An 18,908-nucleotide genomic window follows, 5' to 3' on the forward strand; every position below is an offset into this window, starting at 1 on the left:
TGCCCTTGTAGACCTGATCGGCAATGGCCTGGCGGTCAACGAGGTTGGCCACGGCCTGGCGTACTGCCAGTGCCTTGGCCGGGTCCGCGCCCTCAGCCTTGGTCCCGTATGGCATGGTGTCGAAGTTGAATGTGATGTAGCGGATCTCGCCACCTGGTCCGGTAAGGACCTTGACCTTGGAGTCCTTGCGGAGGTCGTCGATGTCCGTGGCGCTCAGGCTGCGGAAGGCAACGTCAATAGCCCCCTGCTGTATTTCCAATTTCAGGTTGGTGGGGCTGGCGTAGTACTTGATGGTGGCCGCGTCGTTGGCGGGCTTGCCCAGAACGCCCTGGTAGTCCGCGAAAGCCTTGAAGCTGACAAGTTCGTTCTTCTTGTAGCTGTCAATCGTGTACTGGCCATGGAATGCGTTGGCCTTGATGATCTCGTCGTCGGAAAGCACTTTGTCTGCCGGGAAGACTTCATCGTCCACGATCGGAGCGGCAGGGCTGCTGAGGATCTGGCTGAATGTTTGATCGTTGGCGTTCTTGAGCTTGAACACCACAGTGGTGGCGTCCGGGGCCGTGACGCTTTCGATGTTGGTCAGCAAGGATGCCGGACCGGCGGGATCGTTAATGGCTACCTGGCGGTCGAAGGAGAACTTGACGTCCTTCGAATCCAAGGTGTGGCCGTTGGCCCACTTCAGTCCGGACTTGAGCTTGACTGTGTACTCCGACGGCGAGGTGAACGACGACGATTCCGCGAGGTCGGGCACGGGCTCCGCGCCACCGGGCTTGGAGTTCAAGAGGAAGGAGTAGATCTGGTTCATCACCATGAATGAACCGTTGTCATAGGATCCGGCAGGGTCAAGCGATGTGACCTTGTCTGTGGTGCCGTAGGCGATGGGGCCGGCGGCAGCCGGGGCGGACGAGGAGCCGCCGCCGGAGGGTCCCGTGCATGCCGTCAAGGCGAGCGCGGAGATGCCCGCCAGCGCGATAGCGCCGTGCAGGGCCTTCTTGTTCAGTGCCATCTGGTGAACCTTCTGTTCGATGGATTCGGCGCGCCGCCGTGGGATATTTGTGACAGCGCACACTCTTAGTGCCTCGATTCAACCAGACTTCGCAGGTCACAAAGCGTCATTTTAGTGATTTGAGACACAAAATTTACTTTCCAGTAGCTTTGATCGCGTTCCTTGGGCCATTGCTCCGTGAGATGTGCCGGAATATCGTTGTTTCGGAGTCTCACTCACTGAAGGACCGCCCAAAGGACAAAGCCGATGAGCAAGGCAGCACTCTGTGTAGGGATCAACAAGTTCAAGTTTCTCCCCCAGGCCAGTTGGCTTAACGGCTGCGTCAACGATGCCGAAGACCTTGCTTCGCTGCTTGAAAAACAGTATGGCTTCGACGGTTCCAGCATTACCGTCCTGCGGGATGCCAAGGCAGTGAAGAAAACGGTCATGGCAGCGCTCAACGCACTGGTCGACGCCGCAGTTGCGGGCACCGCCACCCACATCGTCTTCACCTTTTCGAGCCACGGCACGCAAGTGCCGGACACCAGTGGGGATGAAAGCGACCGCCTGGATGAGGCTTTTGCCTGCTACGACATCAATAACTCGGGTGAAGATTGGGATGTGGACACGGTAATCACCGACGACGAACTGGCCACCCTGTTCGCACGCCTGCCTGAGGGCGTCTTGATGGATGTTGTGCTGGATACCTGCCACAGCGGAACGGGGCTGAAGTCCTTGGACCTCCTTCCGGGACGCCGCCCCCGTTTCCTGCCGGCTCCAACGCCCCGGGCGGTGATTGCCAATGAATCCAAGGACATCCGCAGCCTGCGGGACATGGTCAAGACGGCCAAGCTCTCCGCCCCGGTACTGATGGCGGCCTGCCGCTCCGACCAGACGGCTGCCGATGCCTTCATTGAGGGCCGGTACAACGGTGCGTTCACCTACAACTTTGTGAAGTCCCTCCAGGGTGAGGGCACCGTGGGGCGGGCCGAGATCCTCAAACAGGTCAGTAAAGGCCTCAAGGCCGGGGGTTTCGATCAGATCGCCCAACTGGAAGGCACGACGGCGGCACGCAAGGCGGCGTGGGGCGCCTGAACCCTGTGGAGCACCTGGCTGCTCCCCGCGGAGTGATCCGGCGCGGAGTGATCCGGTCAGTCTCCGGTGCCATGGAACTTATCCCGGACGCCCGATGACGCGGCCTCTTCGGCGTCATGATGCTGGTCCGAGCCAAACATCTGCCCTTGCCGGTCCCTGTCCATCACCGGTTTGAGCGCTGCGTACACGAGCCGGCCGCCGGCATCAAAGCGCAACAGCCCTCCCCCACGGATGTCCACGAAGTCCCTGCGGGTTTTCAAGCCCAAGCGGACATAAGCCTCCCGCCGGCTCATCCGGACCGTCTGGATGAATGAGGCACCGATCTCGGAGATGACGAATCCGTCCGGGGATACACGTTCGGAAGTACGGACCCGGGTGGAACTGAGGGGCGTGCGGCGCTCCAGCCTGGCCGCTTCCAGGAGCCGGGGGTTCTCCCAGACAAAACGCTGCACCTCCTGGGGATCGGAGCCCAGGGCTGAAAGCCGGACGGGATAACGAAGTCCCTGGTAATTGTCCACCCCGCTGATGTTGTTCATGGAAACCCGACGGATTCCGATGGCGGAAAACTCTGCTTGGAGGGCCTCGCGGTATCCGTAGTTGTCTTCGGGAACCATGTCCAGGTCAGCGGCGATGATGCCTCTGAGCAGATCCCGCCACGAAACATCGACCGGGGGCATATAGGAGAGTCCACGGATCACCATCCTTAAGACCCGAAGAGCCACGATTGAGCCGGACTCGGCCTTCTGTTGCAGGCTCTGGCCGTCCCCGAACCGTGCGTTCCGCTCCGACCACAGCCTCTGGACGGACCGAAGCACGGCCCCCACCACCACGGCTCCCCGCGCATGGGGCTCCGGCAGCGACTGCCAGTCTTCGGGCACCTTGCCAATGAAAGGCTCCCGCAGTGGGCCGCGAGCGAAGAGGTCACGTGCAAAATCGAAGAGGGAACGCATCAGGACCGCATCATCGACCACCTGGCCGGCCTCAGAGCCACCGGCGGCGGCGTCAAGTTGCCGCGCCACGACGTCGCGGGAAGAAAACACGGAAAGGATGGCAACAATGTCAGCCAACGCCTCGTGCATGGCCAACTGTTCCATGGTGGCCATCTGGTCAGCCCATGCCGGCCGGAACCCGTCCAGGATCGCATGTGTCACTTCGTGGGCCACGATGTCCCGGTAGAGGGCTGTGGGGACTTTGTATCCCATCCGATCCACCGAACCGAAGCGGATGATGTTGGTGCCGCGCTCGTAGCCGGTGTCCGTGGCGGTGATCAGGTCACGGGCCTTGAGGACCACTCGGCCTTCCGGATTCCATGGCATGCGTCTGCCAAGGGTCGTTTCAAAGATGTCCAGAGTGTTCATTGCCACGCCATAGACGTGCTGGGCCAGGAACCGGGTGTCATCGAGGAGTTCACGCAAACCGGCCGGCGGAGGTTCGGAGATCAGCTGCCAGGGATCCCCTTGCTGCGTCAGGGTGACCGGGGAGACTGTGGTGCCGCGCCACTTCCTGATATGGATCGCGTAGCGGTGCCCCGTAGGACCTCGCCTGAGGCGTTCCACCGGGATGCGGACCTGTGTTGTCAGTGGAGGTGCCCCCGCAGTGCCAAGGGGACCCTCCGCCAGAACGGTAACGGAGACCATCTGCCCGGCTTTGATGTCTCCAGGGCTCTTTTTTGGAAATGCCACAGCCATCGCCATCCCGAATGCGGACCCCAAACACCGCAGCGGAAGCGCTGCTTAGCCCAGTATGGGGGCGCACCATTGCCGAGGCAATGGCTCGTGGAGGGATTGGCGCCAGAGGCGACGGACCTTAGAGTGCCACCCGCTGGAGCGAACGGGCGGCGTCGATGGTGGCCTGCCCCAGAACCCGGCTGCCCTGGTAGAGGACTACCGTCTGCCCCGGAGCCACTCCGCGGAGCGGATCGGTCAGGGTGACTACGAGTTCGTCCCGCTCCACACCGGAATCGTCCTGGACGGATTCCACGTGTGCACGCGCCGGAACGGGATCCCCGTGTGCCCGTACTTGGGCATGGCAGTCAAACTCTGCACCGGTAGCAACTTCGGCGATGGGCAGGCCTGCCCATGAAACCTTGATGCCGCGGATTTCGTCGATGGCAAGCAGTGCTTCGGGGCCCACTACCACTTTGTTTTCCTTGGGGCGGATCTCCAGGACAAAGCGCGGCTTGCCGTCAGCGGCAGGGGTTCCCAGCTTCAGTCCGCGGCGCTGTCCCACCGTGAACGCGTTGGCGCCAGGATGTTCGCCAACCTTGGTCCCGGTCTCGTCAACGATGTCACCGGTGGTCATGTCGATCTTTTCAGCCAACCACCCGCGGGTGTCGCCGTCGGAGATGAAGCAAATATCGTGGCTGTCCGGCTTGTTGGCCACCGAAAGGCCCCGCCGCTCCGCTTCCGCGCGCACCTCTGCCTTTGAAGGCGTGTCCGCCAGCGGGAACATGGAGTGCTTGAGTTGCTCGTGGGTCAGGACGCCCAGGACGTAGCTCTGGTCCTTGGCCCAATCGGCTGCGCGGTGCAGTTCACGGTTGCCGTCGGCGTCTTCGATCACCTTGGCGTAGTGTCCGGTGCAAACTGCGTCAAAGCCGAGCGCAATGGCCTTCTCCAGAAGTGCAGCGAACTTGATGCGTTCGTTGCAGCGCATGCAGGGGTTCGGCGTCCTGCCTGCGGCGTATTCGTCAATGAAGTCCTGGACGACGTCTTCCTTGAAGCGCTCCGAGAAGTCCCACACGTAGTAAGGGATCCCCAGGACGTCGCAAGCCCGCCAAGCATCACGGGAGTCCTCAATGGTGCAGCAGCCCCGGCTTCCGGTGCGCAGGGTGCCGGGCATGCGCGACAACGCGAGGTGGACTCCGACGACGTCGTGTCCGGCCTCTACGGCGCGGGCGGCGGCCACGGCGGAGTCTACTCCGCCGCTCATTGCTGCAAGTACTCGCATGCTGGCTTTCTGTGTTGGAGGCTGTGGCACCTGTTCCGACTCAGAACAGTCGGCGTGCCCATCCATTCTAGCGTGCAGTACAACGCCTGTGCTAAATCCCGTGATCGGTGGCTGCCGTCCCCTCGGATACCCACGTGCCTGTGGAAGTACCGGCCCGCGCTTATCGCGCTCGGATCAGGAAGCCGAAGATGCTTGCCGCGCCACTGTTGCCGCTGTTTGGATGCTGGACTCGTGACCGGCCATGCCGGCCTGCCGGGCCCTTGAACAGGCTTCGGGCAGAGCCTTCAGCAGCGCGTCCACATCAGCGTCCGTGGAGCTGTGACCCAGAGTGAAGCGTTGCGCCCCGCGTGCGGCGTCCTCGTCCAGGCCCATGGCCAACAGAACGTGCGATGGACGCGGAACTCCTGCCGTGCAGGCAGAGCCTGTGGATGATTCAACGCCTGCCAGGTCCAGGAGGAAAAGCAGTGAGTCGCCTTCGCAGCCGGGGAAGGTGAAGTGGGCATTTCCGGGCAGCCGCCGCTCTCCCCCGGCACCCCGAAGCACTGCCTCGGGCACTGCAGCACGGACACCTTCGATCAAACGGTCACGTAACGCGCTCAACCGCGTCCGCTCGTCCACCAGGTTCGCGGTGACTGCCTCGGCCGCGGCGGCAAAAGCGGCAATGGCCGGCGTATCCAACGTTCCTGAACGAACATCGCGTTCCTGGCCGCCACCATGCTGGACAGGCGTTAGCTTCACGGACCTCCCCAGGAAGAGTGCACCCACACCCACCGGACCGCCCAACTTGTGCCCGGATACTGACATCGCTGCCAAGCCGCTCTCCCGGAAATCCACTGGGACCGAACCGAAAGCCTGCACAGCATCGGAATGGACCGGTATTCCATGGGGCTTTGCCAGCCCCACGATCTCCTCCACCGGCTGGATGGTGCCCACCTCATTGTTGGCCCACATGACAGTGACGAGTGCGATTGCTCCGGGATCCCGGTCAATCTCCCGCTGAAGAGCCTCAAGCTGCACGGTGCCGGAGTCATCGACCGGAAGCCACACCACATCCGCACCTTCGTGCCGCTCCAGCCACTCCACGGTGTCAAGGACGGCGTGATGTTCGACGGCGGAACAAAGGATCCGCGTCCGGCGGGGGTCCTCGTCCCGTCGGGACCAAAACAAGCCCTTGACCGCCAGGTTGTCAGCCTCGGTTCCGCCTGAGGTGAAAATGACCTCCGAGGGGTGCGCGCCGGCTGCTGCGGCCAGCGTTTCGCGGGCATCCTCCACGGCGCGTCGGGCACGACGACCCGCCCCATGCAGAGAAGACGGATTTCCGGTTCGCGCAAGCTCCCGTGTCATCACGGCGAGCGCTTCGGCCGACAGGGGTGTGGTGGCAGCGTGATCGAGGTATACAGGCACCTTGCCATTCTACCGATGGGGGGTCCACCGATGGGGGTCCAGGAGGCTTATCCTGGCGGGACCACCACAAGCTGGGCTGCCGCTTCGGCACGTGCTTTGTCCAAGGACCCGTCATCCGGGCATGCCACCGAGATATAAACCGACGATGCCGGCGCGCTGAACAACCGGGCCATCACCACAGCAGCGTTCCCGCCTTTCGCGGCCGAAGACTCCAGGGCGAGGAGCTCCACGTTGTGCTGGGGCTTATCCGAATCCTGCCCCCACCGCAGCGACACCGGCTTCAAGCTATCCAACGCAATGCCCGGATCAAGGTAACGGAAGAGTTCTTTGGTGGAGGCCGCGTCATCACCGGCAACCACCAAGGGTCCCTGGTTGACGCTGACGCGGACTGCCAAGGTGCAGCCGTCATCCTTTCGATAACGCACCTCACCTTGGAGGCCGGAGTGAATTACGGTCCACCCCGGAACTTCCTCCAACCGGGTTGAAACCGTCACAGGATCCCCGGGAGCCAACGTGTTGCCGGCGGCCAGGGGCAGGTCCTTCGCCGCGACGGCACCAGCATCGTGCCCGGGCGTGATGGTGGGCGTCGCCAACGAAGACTGCGACGGCGTAGGTTTCGGCGCCGTCGGATCAGGAACATTAACGGTGCAGCCAGATGCCACGGCACCGACTGCTGCCAGGGCAGCAATCCCAGCCACCCGTCGTCGAACGTTTCGCGCCACCCTCGCTCCTTGTCGCCATGCCGTGTCAGATGGCAGGGCATCTGCCGCGATCGAGTCTATCCGGCAGGCCCGCCTAGGCGAGGACCCGCAGGGCGTTCGGAACAACATGGACGTCCACCGGCAACGAGCCAATGCGCTCGCCGTCCGCGTATGCAACCACGCCCTCCGCCTCCAGCCGGACGGTGCGGACACGTTGGATCTCCACGGCGGCGTGGCTGGTGTGCTTGCCGGCAAATACTTTCGGAAAGACCATCAGGAACCGCATCCGTGACAACGGCTTGACCACAAAAAGATCCAAGAGACCGTCGTCGGGCGAAGCATCCGGGGTGATCCGCATGCCGCCGCCAATATATTGCCCGTTCGCCACCGAAATCAGCAACGCAGGCTGGCGCCACGTCACGTTATCGGCAGTGACCACGTAGTCGATCCTTCGGAAGGAACCCAACTCCTTGAGCATGGCGAGGTTGTAGCGGCTCTTTCCCCGCGGCCACCTCCATGAGTTGGCCCGTTCGTTGACCGCGGCATCGAACCCGGCCGAGAGAACCCCGACGAAAAAAGTGCTCTGCCCATCCGCCGTAACCCGCCCGGCGTCGATTCTCCGTCCGCCTGAGGCCATCGCGCCAAGGATCAAGCGGCATGCGGCAGGCGTGTCATGAAGGGGCAAACCCAGGAGCCTGGCCACATCGTTTCCCGTTCCGCTGGGCACTATTCCCAGCGGAACTTCTCCTCCGGCGAGCGCATTGACCCCCAAATGGACCATGCCATCGCCTCCTACCACCACCAGTGCGGCCACTGCCGCGCCGGCCAACGTTTGGTCAACAAGGCGCCTCAGGTTGAGGTAATTGCCCGCTTGGAGGACGACGACGTCCCGTCCGGCGGCGCGGAACTGTGCCGCGGCGTGGTCCCCGGCATGGCGGGTCCGGCCAAAGGAGGCGGCCGGGTTGATGGCCATGACGATCACTCCCGGCTTACTGGAGGGGTTGACGGCTGCCGGTGGGGTCACATCGTGAATTATGCCAGCCGGGAACCACATACCCCGATGCCAACGTTCACATAGTGGCTGGATAAACTTGCCACTACCGCGCCTCTTGCAGAGCGCATCGACTTTTAGAGAAGGGCCCGTGCTTGGCCGAGGGCAGCAGTTCGCACTATCAGGTTCTCCGTGTTTCCGTCACTGCGACGGACAAGGAGATCAAGGTTGCCTACCGTAAGGCTGCCCGGAAAGCGCACCCCGATCACGGCGGGGAAGCGGAGATGTTCCGGCGGGTAACGCTGGCCTATGAAACCCTGATAGACCCCCGGCGCAGGGCCGAGTACGACCGCCGATACGCCCGCGGAGCATCCGGCGTAAGCCAGCCGCGGCCGGGCGACTACACAGGCACGGCCGCCCCGGGACCTTTCGCCACCGGCAGTGTCCGGCGACCCCAAACCCAGCGCAACACCGCCGGTGATCCCCCGGTCTATGTACCTGCCTTTGACGATCCGGACGAAGTCCCGCTCATTTCTGCGGCGGAAGCGGCGCAGCAGGTCCATGGACTCCCCCGGAAGCGGGGCATCTTCGGCGCCGAGGCGCGCATCCAACGTGAAATGCGAACTGTCCAACTGATCAGCCGCCAGGTGCTGCCCGCCCTGCCCGCTGCCCGGCTCATCAACGGCCTCCGCTCGCCGTCGGACAACAACCACATCGACCATGCCGTACTCTCCGGCTACCGGCTGGCCCTGGTGGGCTCCATGCTGCTCCCCAAAGGAGCGTACGCCTGGGACGGCCACTCGCTGCGCCACGGCGGCCGTTCGGTTGCTCCTCCGCAGCTGGCCCACATAGTCCGGCACATGCAGGACATCTTCCCTGAACTCAACGTCACCGGCTGGGTGGTCCTGCACAGCCCCGATGGCAACCTGCACGAGCCGGTGATCGACCAGTACGGCAAGGGCCAGTCCAGCCACAATGCTGTGGAAGTAGTCAATGCAGCAGGGCTGGTGAGGGGCCTCAAGCAGTTCCTCAGCTCAGGGCCGGCTCCGAACACGGTGGTGGTTCCGGTTCTGGCGCGCCTGCTGCGGGGAATGCACTAGCGGCGCCGCAGCCATTGGTAAAGGACCTGCCCGCTGACCTGTCCGCCACAGACTGGCCACTAAGATGGAACGGTGTTCCGCATCCTCTTCCACACTCCAGAAATCCCGGGTAATACGGGCAACGCCATCCGTTTGGCCGCCATCACCGGAGCTGAACTCCATCTGGTGGAGCCCCTCGGCTTCGACTTTTCCGACGCCAAGCTTCGCCGCGCCGGCCTGGATTACCACGATCTCGCCGTCGTCACTGTCCACAAGGACATCGATGCAGCGTGGGCGGCCCTGCAGCCGGAACGCGTCTTTGCCTACACTTCCGACGGCGAGACCTCCTATACGGACATCAGTTACCGCGAAGGCGATGTCCTCATGTTCGGTCCCGAATCCGTGGGCCTGCCGGATTGGCTCAAACAGGATCCACACGTTACCGCCCGTGTCCGGCTTCCGATGAAGCCATCCCTCCGCTCGCTCAACCTCGCCAATGCTGCTTCGATCGCCGTCTTCGAGGCGTGGCGGCAGAACGGTTTTGCCGGCGCCAAGGTCTAGCCCATCCAACGGCGCCTCAGCACCGAATACCTTTTGCAGGACAACTCCTGCCTTGGAGATTCGTTGAGGGAGCCTACGTGAGCGTGCTGCAGACCCAGGTGAAGACGGCAAGCCGCTGCACCGGCGCGCCCTCGACGCAAACCCGTGATGCTGACGGTTTCAAACGGGACGGCATATGCTGGACGGTGATGGACATCCCCAACAATCCCGGCCCCACGGTCTTCGAAGCTACCGGCCCTGCGACTGATCTGAATTCGCAACTGGCTGCCTTGCTCGAACTCGTGGCAGCAGGCAACCAACAGGCTTTCGCCGAGTTCTACCAATTGACCTCCCGGCGCGTCTTTGGCATGGCCAAACGCGTCCTGATAGACCCTGACCTCAGTGAGGACGCCACCCAGGAAGTCTTCATACAGGTGTGGCAAGGAGCGGCAAAGTTCGACCGCTCTGCCGGAACTCCGCTGGCTTGGTTGATGACCATTGCGCATCGCCGGGCCATTGACCGCGTCCGGGCCGTGCAGGCAGCGACGGACCGCGAAGCCAGGTATGGTGCCGCGAGCCAAGATCCGGACCGTGACTTGGTGGCCGAAGAAGCCGACACCAACCTCGAAGCCGAAGCTGTGAGCCGATGCCTCGGGACCCTGACGGACACCCAGCGGGAATCGGTCCGCCTGGCTTACTACGGCGGGCTGACCTACCGCGAGGTCGCCGAGCACCTGGGCGCCGCCGTCCCCACCATCAAGTCACGCATCCGTGATGGATTGCTGCGCTTGAAGACCTGCCTGGGGGTGGGTTGATATGAGTGAAAACACCAGTGGAGGCTTTATCCGCAGAATGTTTGCCAACGACATCGCTACCGACCTCGCTGAGGGCCGCGTCCTCGAACTGGCGGAGATCTATGCCTTGGATGCCCTGAGCGAGGACGAACGGGCCATGATCGATGCCCACGTCAAGGACGCCCCTGAAGGTCCTGAGTTCCGTGACAGGGTCCGTGAAGCCCGCGAGACCCTCGCAGTGAGCTTCGCGCCCGAAGAAGCACCTCCTGCCGGGCTCTTCGACAACATCATGGAACGCATTACCACCGATGCTGCTGCCCAATCCCCTGCCGTGGCCGCCGCCCCTCCGGTAGTGAGTCCCGCCGTCGACGACCTCGCGGCAGCACGGGCCAAACGTGAAGAGCGCACACGGGCCGGCGGCGCACGCAGATGGATCGTGGGGGCAGCCGCTGCAGCGGTGATTGCCCTTGGCAGCATCGGAGTCGGCACCTACGTTTCGGGGCAAAACGACCCCGTCAACCAGGTACTTCAAGCCCAGGACGTCCAGAAGAAGTCCGCACCTGTGCCCGGAGGCGGTACAGCCACCATCTCCGCGTCATCGGCCAAGGATTCTTTCGTGGTGCTGATGGACGGGGTTGCACCGGCCCCCGAAGGCAAGGTCTACCAGCTGTGGACCCTGCCTAAGGACGGCTCTGCCCCTGTACCGCAGGGCACCATGGATGCTGAGACCCTGTCCAAGCCGGCCGTGGTGAAGGGCCTGTCCTCCGCCTCGTCCGTAGCGATCACCGTGGAACCCACAGGCGGATCAAGCGCCCCCACCACCGAGCCGGTACTGGTGGTCGGGCTCAGCGCCTGACTCCAACCCAGTAACCAACGACGGCGGCCGTCCCCTTGAGTGGGACGGCCGCCGTCGTGCGTTGGTCAGTTCCGCATGGTCCGCACAGCGACGTCAGAAACCGGCGATGGTGGTCGATCCGTTGACGGCCACCACGTGGAAGCCCTCAGCACTGGTCCCGGCAGGCATTCCGGCGCGCTGACCGTTCGTCAGCATCTGGCCCCTGACTACACGATCCATGCCTTCGATGTCTGGATGCTGGCTCGCATGGACGCGGATGGCTTCCAACTTCGCAGTGACGTGGGCTGAGACGTCCACAAAGTGATTCTCCCGGGCGTCGGGGCTGCAAATGAACCACAGCCACGGCAGCTTGTAGGCATCCAGCCCCGCCTCAGCCAGTTCCGGGTAGGCAAAGGGATTCTCCACCGCAGGGTAGACCGCACGGGTGACAGCCTCGCCGGCAGCGAGGTGGTCCGGGTGGCTCTTCTGGAGACGATCCCAGTTTCGCTCAGGGTGCATGGTCAATACGATGTCGGGGCGGATTTCCCGGATCAGTTTCACCACCTGCTTGATGACACCATGGGTCGGCTCAAGGTAGCCATCAAGCTCGTGCAGGTAATGGATATCCTTGACGCCCACCAAGGCGGCTGCCCGCTGTTGTTCCTCGGCTCGGAGTTCGGTGATCCGTTCCCTGTCCGCCGGGTCAAAGCCTCCCGCGTCGCCGTCGGTCATGATGCAGTAGCTGACTTCGACGCCGGCCGCCGTCCACGCCGCAATGGTGCCGGCTGCGCCGAAGTCGATGTCGTCAGGATGAGCTGTAAAACAAAGCACCCGCTCAACACGCTCCGTGGAGGCATCGAACGGGCTCTTTGCTGACGTGAAGTCAGTAGGCAAAGGGATCAGCCTTTCCGTTTCTTGATCTCGGCAGTGGCCTGCGGAAGAACCTTGAAGAGGTCACCCACAATGCCGTAATCGGCGATCTCGAATACCGGTGATTCCGCGTCCTTATTGATGGCCACGATCACCTTTGAGGTCTGCATGCCGGCCTTCTGCTGAATAGCACCTGAAATGCCCGCAGAGATATACAACTGGGGCGAAACCGTGACTCCTGTCTGGCCCACCTGCGCGTCGTGACCGATCCAGCCCGCATCCGTGGCCGCACGGGATGCGCCCACTGCCGCTCCGAGCGCATCTGCAAGTTCCTCGACGGGACCGAAGTCGCCGTCCACGCCGCGGCCTCCGGCCACCACGATCCGTGCTTCGCTGAGGTCCGGCCTGCCGCTGACCGGCTTCTCGGACCGCGAGGCGATACGTGCAGAGTTCACCAAGGCATCCGCCGGGAGATCAATCCTGGCTACCGCAGGAGTTCCCGCAGCTCCGGACGGTGCCGGCTCAACGTTGTTGGCCTTGACCGAAAGAACGGTCACCGGGGTGGTGGCTTTCGCCGTGGTGTTGTAGGAGCCGGCAAGAACCGATTTGTGCGCGGTGCCGTCAGCCTCCACGCCCACGACGTCGGTAATCACGCCCGCGTTGAGCTTGATACCAAGCCTGCCCGCAATTTCCTTGCCCTCGGGCGAGTTGTCCAGGAGGACAGCCGTGGCGCCTGCGCTTTGCACGGCCGCGGCGAGATAGGCCGCCTTCGGGCCCACCAGGTAGTTATCCAGATCGTCCGAGGAGGGCTGGTAAACCGTGGCGACGCCGTAGGCGCCCAAGGCAGCGGCGACGTCGTCGGTAAGCTCACCTGTCAATGCGACGGCGGTCTCCCCCAGCGAGCGGGCGATGGTCAGGAGCTCCAAGCTGCTCTTCTTCAGAGCTGCTCCCGGGTTGTCAATGAAAACAAGTGCATTTGCCATGGTTGCGATCCCCTTTAGAGCAGCTTCTGCGCGGCGAGGAAGTCGACCAGCTTGATGCCGGCGTCGCCGTCGTCGGTGATGATGGTGCCGGCGGTCCGCGGCGGACGGGCCTCTGCGGATTCCACCACTGTCCAGGAGCCTGCCAAGCCCACCTGCGAGGCATCCACACCGATATCGGCGAGTGACAGGGCGGCAATCTTCTTCTTCTTTGCCGCAAGGATGCCCTTGAAGTTGGGGTAGCGCGGTTCATTGATTTGGTCGGTCACCGAAACCACTGCAGGAAGCTGCGCTTCAACGGTTTCAGAAAAGACGCCGGCATCGCGGCGGGCGGTGACCTGGTTGCCCGCAACTTCCAGGCTGGAAGCAAAGGTGACCTGCGGGAACTGCAAACGTTCGGCCAGCTGCGCCGGAATCAGCGACGTCTCACCGTCCGTGGACGCCATGCCGGTCAGGACCAGGTCCACCGGGCGGCCGTCAGCCGAAAGGTGCCTGATGGCAGCTGCCAATGCCAGCGAGGTAGCCGCTGCATCGGACCCGGCCAAAGCGTCATCGCTGAGGTGGACGCCCGAATACGCACCGATCTGCAGCGACTTCTTGACGGCATTGACTGCCCCTGCCGGCCCCATGCTCAAAGCAATGACCTCGTTGCCGGCCTTGGGCCCGCCGCGTTCCTCGGCCAGCTGCAGGGCTGCCTCGAGTGCGTACTCATCCAGCTCGGACAAGATGCTCTCATCACGGTCGGTTGTGTTGTCAGGTCCGGTGATGTGCCGGTCGAACTGCGCGTCCGGGACGTGCTTGACCAGAACGACAATCTTCAATGTCTCTTCCACTGTCTTCGAAGCAGCCTTCCATGCTTGTGGACGGCCAACCGCAAAAGCGTGGCCGCGAATTGCCCAGCGCGTGGGCTGATCCTAGCTAAGCATATTGCCCGCCGAAAACCACTCCCAGCGTTAACCCCTGTTTCAGCCCCTGTCTGCTTTCTATTGCCCCGTCCGGCCGGAGCCACGTCCGGCCGGAGCCACGCCGGGGACGGCAGAACGGCGGGCGGCACCAAAGAGGTGACGTCCGCCGTCGTGCGCTGTTCCCCGCCGCTGTTGGGGCCGCCTATGACTGCGCGGCGTCGAGGGTAACTTCTACTTCTTGAGTCTGCCCGCCGCGCTCAATGGTGACCTTGACCTTGGCACCTGCCGGCTGCTCACGGACAGCAGCCGTCAACTGGTTGGGGTCGCTGACTGTGTAGTTGCCGAACTTGGTGACGACATCGCCCACTTTGAGGCCTGCCTTCGCGGCAGCCGATCCGGTGGTCACTGCGGCAACCTCGGCGCCAACGGAGAAGCCCGAATCACTGCCGGAGGACGACTTGGAGCGAACCGAAACGCCAAACTGTCCGTGGCTGGCCTTGCCGGACTCGATAATTTCCTGAGCCACGCGCTTGGCATGGTTGATGGGGACGCTGAAACCAACGCCGATGTTGCCGGTGGAGGAATCGGAAGTCCCGCTCCCGGCAGAGGCGATGGCAACATTGACGCCAATGACCTCGCCCTTGCTGTTCACCAGCGCGCCGCCCGAGTTGCCCGGGTTGATGGCCGCGTCAGTCTGGATGACATTGATGGCGATGGAGCCTTCATTGGCAGTGCGCTGGCTCTGGCCGCCGTTAGGGGGCGCGAACTGGAAGCCCTCGTCATCGCCCTGACTCTCATCAGGGGTGCCTTCCGGCACGGCCGAGGACGCAACGCTGATGGTCCGGTTGAGCGTGGAGACGATTCCGTCGGTCACCGTGCCGGTCAGGCCCAGCGGAGAACCGATAGCGACGGCGGTGTCCCCCACGTTGATCTTGGAAGAGTCACCGAGCGTTGCCGGAACCAATCCGGAGGCGTCGCTGACCTTGATCACAGCGAGGTCAGACAACGGATCCGTGCCAACGACGGTGGCTTTGAGAACCTTGCCATCGCTGGTCCGAACCTCGATCGCGGCGTTGGCCGTGGCGCCGTCGAGCGTCACCACGTGCGTGTTGGTCAGGATGTGGCCCTCATCATCGAGGATGATGCCGGAGCCGGTTCCCCCCTCGTTGCCGCTGGTTGCCTTAATGGTCACCACGCTGGGTGAGGCCTTGGCAGCTGCCGCCGTGATGACGTTCACGTCATCCTTGTTGTTCACAATGACGGTGCTGGATTGTCCGCTCGTTGAGGCTGCCGGAGCCGGCTGGTCCCAGAGCACATTGCTCCCGGCCACCACGCCGCCACCAATCAGGCCTGCAGCGAGCATGCTGGCTACGAGGGTTCCTACGCCGAAAGCAGGCTTACGCTTCGGATGGCCATCCGAAGCAGCAGGAGCGTGCTGACTTCCGGGACCATGCGGGCCCTGGGGGCTGGCGCCTCCGCCGTAGAACGGCTGGTGCTGCGGGTAGCTGGGGCGGTGCGCCGGGTCCTGCTGGGGCACGCCGTAATACTGCGGCTGCTGCGTGCTGGTGTTGTGCTGGCCGGCAGGCGCGGCGTGCTGCCCTCCATGCTGCGCCCCGTAATGCTGGGGGTCGTTCTGTGCCGGGGCGGCGTGCTGGCTGGCGTGATGCGTCGGGGCGCCCACTTGGGACTGACGCAGCTGCTCCTGGGACTGATGCACCGGAGCGGAATCCTGCGTCGACCCTGCAGGCGGCTGGAAGGCCGGCAAAGGCGTGGTGGCATGTGTGTCCCGCGCGACTTCGCGTCCTGAATTCTCTTGCCCTGAAGTCCAGGCGGGCTGCTGCTGGGTGGCCGTGGCATCATTTTGCTCGCCGTTTGTGTTCCGCGGGCCGGATGGCTCGCGGTTCTCCGGTGCGGTGCCCTGCGCTGGGTTCTCCGTCATGGGTCTTCCTTTCGTCCTCGTCTCCAACAACTATGTACCCAATAACTGGAACAAAAGCGGACGTTCGCTGGGAGCTTCCTGAAAGGTTCGGCCCACCCTCGAGCGGGCCATCCGAAATCTCCTCAACGCACCAACAATCCTGACCTCTCCTATATTTCGCTGGTGGCATATTCACCCCTGTGGACGGGCCATGGGGTGCACCATAGAATCAAGAGGAATTGCCACAGCGACCTGCGGCTTTACACCATGCGTGGGGGCGCTGAGCATTCTGTGACGATTGGTACGCCTTGTTCCAGTCGCAGACGTGCTGAAGGGTTGCACATGCGGTCAATAGTTAAACGCGTACTCGCCGGAATCGGCCTGGCTGGAATGTTGGCCTTCCCGGCCACAGCTGCCTGGGCCGCTGATCCGGTGACCATTCCGTCCGGCCAGAACATCGTGGACGACGCCAACGTCCTGGGAAGCCGAAAAGGTGAAGTCCAGGAAGCGATCCAAAAGACGCTCAAGGACCACAAATACAACCTGTACGTAGTGACGGTTGACTCCTTTACGAATCCGTCGTCCCCGGCTGAGTGGACCAAGGCCGTAGCCGAGAAAAAGGGTATGGGCAAGCCGGATGCCATTTTGGCGATTTCCACTGCTGGCCAGTACAACTTTGCCCTTAACTCGGGCAGCTCCATTTACTCGAAGCAGTCAGCGATCGCACAGAACGCCGTCGTTGCCAATCTGGCAGGCGGCAAAAAGGACTACGCCCAAGCAGCCATCGACACAGCTGCTGCCATTGGCGACGCTGCAGGCGGCGGAAGCGGAACGGTACCCAGCGGGAATGCCGGCGTCGGCGTTCTTGTAGGCGTAGGCGTAGTGGCAGCTGGCGGCGCCGGCACGTACCTCTACCTCCGGAACCGGCGCAAGAAGAGCGGCACCAAGGCCGTCAGTGCCAGCTATGGGCCCCAGGGTGAACAGCTTGACCCACTGGCCGGGCTGACTATTCCTGAGCTGCGCCAGAAGAGCGGCTCACTGCTGATCGAGGCGGATGACGCCATCAAGTCCAGTGAGCAGGAGCTCGGATTCGCCCAGGCACAGTATGGTGATGCCGCAATCGGTAATTTCACCAAGGCTTTGGAAGAAGCCAAGGGCCACATGACAGAGTCCTTCAAGCTGCAGCAGCAGCTGGATGACCATATTCCTGACACCGAAGAACAGCAGCGCAGCTGGCTCGGGGAGATCATCCGCCGGTCGGAGGCTGCCCTCGCCTCACTGCGTGATCAAAAGGCCGATTTCGACTCCTTGCGTGAGTTGGAAAAGAACGCACCGCAAGCTCTCGCCGCTGTGGCGGCAGGAGCGAAGGACGCGGATTCAAAGATCGCCAACGCGGAACAATCCCTCGAAGGCCTGCGGGCCAAGTACGCCGAATCTGCGTTGACCCAAGTCTCGGACAATATCCTGCAGGCGAAAGAGCGTCTTGCATTCGTGCAGAACGCCGTCACCGCCGCTCAGGAGAAGCTGGCCGTCGGGGAGAACAGCATGGCGGCTGTGGCAGTTCGAGCAGCAGAGGAAAGCCTGCACCAGACAAACGTGCTGATCGATGCCATTTCAAAGACTGCCGGCAGCCTGGATGAAGCCCGGGCGTCCCTGGAAGGTGCCGTGGCAGAGACCAGCCAGGACCTTGCCCAGGCACGGGCCATGATCCAATCAGGTGAGCACCCTGAGCTTGCCGGCCCCGTTGCCGGTGTTGAGGCGGCCTTGGCGCAGGTGAAAACCGAAATTCAGGGCGGAAAGATCGACCCCATCGCTACGCTGAGCCGCGTGGAGTCGGCCCACCAAGCCCTGGACCAGTCATTGTCCGGCATTCGCGACCAGCAGGAGCAGGCCCGCCGGGCACAGGCTTCCCTGCAACAAACCATCATGGCTGCCCAAGCCCAGATCAGTGCTACCTCTGATTACATCACTGCCCGTCGCGGTGGCGTGGGTACGGAAGCCCGGACCAGGTTGGCCGAAGCTCAGCGGAACCTCGATTACGCCCTGTCAATCTCCCGCAACGATCCCGTGACGGCATTGACCTACGCCCAGCAGGCTCACTCACTTGCCGCCCAGGCAGCCCAGCTTGCCCAGTCCGACGTCGACCAGTTTGGCTATGCGGACCAAGGGCAGGGCTACGGACGCGGTGGAATGTTCGGAGGAGGTGGCGGCGGCGGAGGCGGTCTCGGCGGCGCCATCCTCGGTGGCATCCTCATCAACTCCATCCTCAACGGCGGCGGAGGCGGCTGGGGTGGCGGTAACAACGACGGCGGAGGCGGCGGCGGCTTCTTCGGCGGCGATTCCGGTGGCGGCGGGGACTGGGGTGGCGGCGGAGGCGACTTCGGCGGCGGAGACTCCGGCAGCTTCTAGCCAGACAGACTAAGTGGGGTCAATGCCCCGCATAGAAGCGGTACAACAACTGATCACTGATTTCAGTGGCACCACTGAGCAGGACGAAAGGCAACACCATGGTTAAGCAGTCCATTTTCGGTCGGATCTCACAGCTCGCCAAGGCAAACATCAACGCCTTGCTGGACCAGGCTGAGGACCCGCAGAAGATGCTGGACCAGATGGTCCGCGACTACACGAACAACATTGCCGAGGCCGAATCAGCCGTGGCCCAGACCATCGGTAATCTCCGGATGCTGCAGGCGGACTACAACGAGGACATCAAGAACGCCCAGGACTGGGGCAACAAGGCCCTCGCAGCGTCCAGGAAGGCCGATGAATACCGGTCCGCCGGCGACTCCGTCGATGCCCAGAAGTTCGACAACCTGGCCAAGGTCGCCATCCAGCGCCAGATGACCGCAGAGTCCGAGGCGAAGG

The 18,908-nt window shown here is 63.1% G+C and carries 17 protein-coding genes; 7 read left to right on the forward strand and 10 right to left on the reverse strand.

Annotated features, from left to right (window positions below):
* A partial coding sequence (locus HP499_RS07800) for an ABC transporter substrate-binding protein (RefSeq protein ID WP_253951461.1) occupies positions 1-1,006 on the reverse strand: 1,006 nt, incomplete at its 3' end.
* Between the two features lie 246 nt (positions 1,007-1,252).
* Here HP499_RS07800 and HP499_RS07805 point away from each other — a divergent pair.
* Positions 1,253-2,080, forward strand: a complete 828-nt coding sequence (locus HP499_RS07805) for a caspase family protein (RefSeq protein ID WP_172323500.1) — start codon at positions 1,253-1,255, stop codon at positions 2,078-2,080.
* Positions 2,081-2,136: 56 nt separating this feature from the next.
* Here HP499_RS07805 and HP499_RS07810 read toward each other — a convergent pair whose 3' ends face one another.
* From HP499_RS07810 to HP499_RS07830, 5 genes are all read right to left on the reverse strand, one after another.
* Entirely contained in the window at positions 2,137-3,762 is a 1,626-nt protein-coding gene (locus HP499_RS07810) for a hypothetical protein (RefSeq protein WP_172323502.1), read from the reverse strand.
* Between the two features lie 124 nt (positions 3,763-3,886).
* The gene (gene mnmA, locus HP499_RS07815) at positions 3,887-5,026 is read right to left on the reverse strand and encodes a tRNA 2-thiouridine(34) synthase MnmA (RefSeq protein ID WP_172323504.1); all 1,140 of its coding nucleotides are present in this window, start codon (positions 5,024-5,026) and stop codon (positions 3,887-3,889) included.
* Between the two features lie 174 nt (positions 5,027-5,200).
* Positions 5,201-6,430, reverse strand: coding sequence for an aminotransferase class V-fold PLP-dependent enzyme (locus HP499_RS07820; protein ID WP_172323506.1), 1,230 nt, complete (start codon positions 6,428-6,430; stop codon positions 5,201-5,203).
* Between the two features lie 47 nt (positions 6,431-6,477).
* On the reverse strand, positions 6,478-7,152 hold the full coding sequence (locus tag HP499_RS07825; RefSeq protein ID WP_172323508.1) for a hypothetical protein: 675 nt from the start codon (positions 7,150-7,152) through the stop codon (positions 6,478-6,480).
* A gap of 73 nt (positions 7,153-7,225) precedes the next feature.
* On the reverse strand, positions 7,226-8,155 hold the full coding sequence (locus tag HP499_RS07830; protein ID WP_309138352.1) for a diacylglycerol kinase family protein: 930 nt from the start codon (positions 8,153-8,155) through the stop codon (positions 7,226-7,228).
* 122 nt (positions 8,156-8,277) lie between these two features.
* Between HP499_RS07830 and HP499_RS07835 the strand changes: the two genes are divergently transcribed.
* The 4 genes from HP499_RS07835 (at position 8,278) to HP499_RS07850 (ending at position 11,391) form a co-directional block, all read left to right on the forward strand.
* Entirely contained in the window at positions 8,278-9,222 is a 945-nt protein-coding gene (locus HP499_RS07835; protein ID WP_172323510.1) for a J domain-containing protein, read from the forward strand.
* Positions 9,223-9,294: 72 nt separating this feature from the next.
* Positions 9,295-9,762 (forward strand): tRNA (cytidine(34)-2'-O)-methyltransferase, encoded by a 468-nt coding sequence (locus tag HP499_RS07840; RefSeq protein ID WP_172323512.1) that lies wholly within the window; start codon positions 9,295-9,297, stop codon positions 9,760-9,762.
* A gap of 188 nt (positions 9,763-9,950) precedes the next feature.
* On the forward strand, positions 9,951-10,556 hold the full coding sequence (sigK, locus tag HP499_RS07845; protein ID WP_172323527.1) for an ECF RNA polymerase sigma factor SigK: 606 nt from the start codon (positions 9,951-9,953) through the stop codon (positions 10,554-10,556).
* Between the two features lies 1 nt (position 10,557).
* Positions 10,558-11,391: an anti-sigma factor domain-containing protein gene (locus HP499_RS07850; RefSeq protein WP_172323514.1), complete on the forward strand. Its 834-nt coding sequence runs from the start codon at positions 10,558-10,560 to the stop codon at positions 11,389-11,391.
* 93 nt (positions 11,392-11,484) lie between these two features.
* Here HP499_RS07850 and HP499_RS07855 read toward each other — a convergent pair whose 3' ends face one another.
* The 4 genes from HP499_RS07855 to HP499_RS07870 all read right to left on the reverse strand — a co-directional run bounded on the left by HP499_RS07855 (position 11,485) and on the right by HP499_RS07870 (position 16,064).
* Positions 11,485-12,264, reverse strand: coding sequence for a PIG-L deacetylase family protein (locus HP499_RS07855; protein WP_172323516.1), 780 nt, complete (start codon positions 12,262-12,264; stop codon positions 11,485-11,487).
* Positions 12,265-12,269: 5 nt separating this feature from the next.
* Positions 12,270-13,223, reverse strand: coding sequence for an electron transfer flavoprotein subunit alpha/FixB family protein (locus HP499_RS07860; RefSeq protein WP_172323518.1), 954 nt, complete (start codon positions 13,221-13,223; stop codon positions 12,270-12,272).
* A gap of 14 nt (positions 13,224-13,237) precedes the next feature.
* On the reverse strand, positions 13,238-14,041 hold the full coding sequence (locus HP499_RS07865; protein WP_172323520.1) for an electron transfer flavoprotein subunit beta/FixA family protein: 804 nt from the start codon (positions 14,039-14,041) through the stop codon (positions 13,238-13,240).
* Between the two features lie 286 nt (positions 14,042-14,327).
* Complete coding sequence (locus tag HP499_RS07870) at positions 14,328-16,064, reverse strand: S1C family serine protease (RefSeq protein ID WP_172323522.1); 1,737 nt, start codon at positions 16,062-16,064, stop codon at positions 14,328-14,330.
* A 321-nt stretch (positions 16,065-16,385) separates the two neighbouring features.
* Here HP499_RS07870 and HP499_RS07875 point away from each other — a divergent pair, with 321 nt between their 5' ends.
* Together HP499_RS07875 and HP499_RS07880 are read left to right on the forward strand one after the other, a co-directional pair.
* The gene (locus HP499_RS07875; RefSeq protein WP_172323524.1) at positions 16,386-18,452 is read left to right on the forward strand and encodes a TPM domain-containing protein; all 2,067 of its coding nucleotides are present in this window, start codon (positions 16,386-16,388) and stop codon (positions 18,450-18,452) included.
* A 98-nt stretch (positions 18,453-18,550) separates the two neighbouring features.
* The coding region (locus tag HP499_RS07880) for a PspA/IM30 family protein (RefSeq protein ID WP_172323525.1) at positions 18,551-18,908 on the forward strand (358 nt) is incomplete at its 3' end.

Source organism: Paenarthrobacter sp. CM16 (genome assembly GCF_013179505.1).
Taxonomy (GTDB): domain Bacteria; phylum Actinomycetota; class Actinomycetes; order Actinomycetales; family Micrococcaceae; genus Arthrobacter.